The following is a 2,714-nucleotide window of genomic DNA, read 5'->3' as shown; positions in this document are numbered from 1 at the left end:
GTGCAGCAGCGGACCGAGCTTGGCTTCCACGCGCTTGAGGCGTTCCCCCTTGAGGTCATAGTTGGCCAGCAGCTGGTCCCACAGCACATCGCCCGAAGAGGTGACCAGCAACCGCGCCAGCACGCCGCCCATGCTGTGGCCGATGAACACCATGTCCTTGGACGCCGGCGTGCTGCCGTCGGGATCGAAGTGCTTGAGCGTGTTGTTGAACGCCTGGTTGATCTCATAGCGGTTCAATGCGATCGGCGCGTTGGTCGGGTAATACACCTGCCACACCTGGAAGTGCTTGCGCAGTTCGGGGTCGCCCATCACCTCGTTGGCCACGTTCACCCACGCCTCCGGGCTGCTGCCCAGACCGTGCAGCATGAAGATGATGCGGCGGTTGGGGTCCCATGGCTGCATCAGGTACATATGCGGTTCGCCGATGCCTTCGCTGAGCCCGAACAGGGTGCGCAGCGACTGCGTGGCAAAGCCGGACTGCGCCAGCCACATGCCGTAGGCCGCAGTGAAGTTGCCGGCCAGCGGCACTTTCTCGCCGTGCAAGTTGACGCTCTCGGTGGACTCCGGTGAGTACACATCGAACAACACCTGGGTGGTGTCCAGCACCTGCTTGAGGGTGTCGCCCTTGAAGCGCAGCAGCGCGGTGGCGTTGATCGCCGACATTTCACTGTACTGGGGAATCTCGGCCTTCTGCCCGTCCGCCGCGGCGATCAGCTTGGGCGGGTCCATCACCACCACCAGTTCGGCGCCGAAGCCATCGCGGCGATAGGTGCTGCGCAGGCCGGCAAAGCTCAGCGACGAGGCCGAGACCATGCCGGTGGGAATGCTGGGCATGCGCAGCTCGTCGAAGTCCGAGGTCAGCGTCCAGCGCTCGCCGGCCACCGGTGCGTTGTAGTCCTCCCCTTCCAGCGCGCTCTCGCGGGCGCGCTTGAATACCACCGCGGCGGTCTGCTCGGCGGCGTAGTTGTAATAGTCGCGGACCTGGGTCTGGCGATCCTCGAAGGCCCGGTCCGATGGCGTGCGCCCACTGAAAAACAGGTAGGCGTAGGCATAGCGCGCCGCTTCCAGCCACGCATCCAGCGCCGCATCGCTCATCGGATGCTTGTCGCGATCCTTGGGCTTGGGGCTCAACCCCAACGCGTTCTTCACCCACAACTCGGACAGCGCGGAAAGCCGCTGTTCCTCGGGCAGCACGTCGGTGTCTTCCAGGGTCTTCTGGCAGGTCGCCACGTCCTTGGCGCACGTATCCTCGTCCAGCCCGATCACGCTCAACGTCTCCTGCGAGGCGGCGCTGAGCTTGCCCGAGGTGAGCACGTCGCCGCGCTTGTTGGCCAGGTAGTCGGTGGGGGCCACCTGTTTCATGGTCACCATCGCGCAGCCGCTGGACAGCAGCAGCGACAGCACCACCGCCAGCAACGGCAGCGTGCGGCGCGGGAACCTCATGGACAGCCGTTTCATGGAACGCTTCCTTGCTCGGCGCCGGGCATGCCCTGGCGGATCAGTCGGGAAAAATCGGGATCGTCGCCGGCGGCGCGTGCGCGATCGGTGATGCGGCCGCGCGCCTTCAACGTGGCAAAGTCCACGCCCGGCGTCAGCACGCTCAGGTCGCGTGCATACTCGGCGAAATAGCCCGACACCAGCAGCCGGTAATCCAGCGGCAGGCCCGGCGCGATCTGCTTGGCCAGTTCGTACACGATGGTGGTGCAGTTGCTGGTAAGCGTGTTGTAGAACGCCGGGGCGGCATCCAGCTTGCGTGCCTCGCCCAGGTAGGACACGAACAGGCCCTTGAGCTGTTCGCGCGTCATGCCGTGCAGCCGATACAGGTAGACATCTTCGCCACGCACGTTGCTGCGCACGCGGATGATGTCGGTTTCCTCCGAGGCCACCAGGGTCATCTCGAACTTGCGGAAGAACCCGCCCAGTGCCGAGAACGACTCACCGCGCTCCTTGCGGATCTCCAGCGAGAACACCAGGTAGCGACCGTCGGCGAAGCCGAAAGACACCAGCGTGTGGGCGATCATCGGTCCCATCCAGTAGGACATCACCAGGTCGGCCGAGCGCAGCTGGTCCAGGTCATAGCTGCGCCGCACCCAGCGCACGTCGTGGTCGTCTTCGCTGCGCCAGGTGAAGTCGCGGACGTTGTCCAGCACGACATGCTGTCCGTCGAACGCAACGACCTTCAGCCGTTGGGCCACGTCATCGGCCCAGACCCGGTCCTGGCGCGGGGTGAGCAGCAGCCACCACACCCCCGAGGCCACCAGCGCGGCCACGTACAGCGCGCYCGGCCAGCGCCCGGCGCGCGCGCGCCCGACCGCCACTGCCGTGGTCAGCGCGAAGCCCAGCCACACCGCGATCGCGATCCCGCGCAACCACCCCGGACCGGGCAACTGGTAGGCCAGCAGGCCGGTGATCCACAGCGCTGCGACCAGCATCACCAGCGCCAATCCCCATCGTCCTGCCTTCTTCACGCGTCGTTCCGTCGTTGGTTCGGGGCGCTAGTTAGCCATAACCGGGGTGTGGGGAACATATCTGCGTGTTCAGTTTGGGCCGGCGGCATACTTGCAGGCCCCGGTCCACCCCTCAGGAGTTGTCGCATGCAGGGTCTGCGTTCCATCGGCGGCGTGCCGATCCAGCGCCATCATCTGGCCCGCTGCCACTGCGGCGCGGTGGTCCTGCGCCTGCATCTTCCCGACGGCGTGCTGTCGCCGCGGCGC

2 protein-coding genes are annotated in these 2,714 nt (G+C 66.1%); both read right to left on the bottom strand.

What is annotated here, in order from left to right:
- Positions 1-1,458, bottom strand: a 1,458-nt coding sequence (locus ACXJKH_RS18300; protein WP_457321473.1) for an esterase/lipase family protein, incomplete at its 3' end; no start/stop codon positions are given.
- Complete coding sequence (locus tag ACXJKH_RS18295; protein WP_457321475.1) at positions 1,455-2,432, bottom strand: Lnb N-terminal periplasmic domain-containing protein; 978 nt, start codon at positions 2,430-2,432, stop codon at positions 1,455-1,457. The genes ACXJKH_RS18295 and ACXJKH_RS18300, both read right to left, overlap by 4 nt.
- Between the last annotated feature and the right edge of the window lie 282 nt (positions 2,433-2,714).

It is taken from the genome of Stenotrophomonas sp. P5_B8 (genome assembly GCF_054049855.1).
The sequence above is the reverse complement of the archived record's forward strand: the minus strand, read 5'-3'. Positions and strand labels throughout refer to the sequence as shown.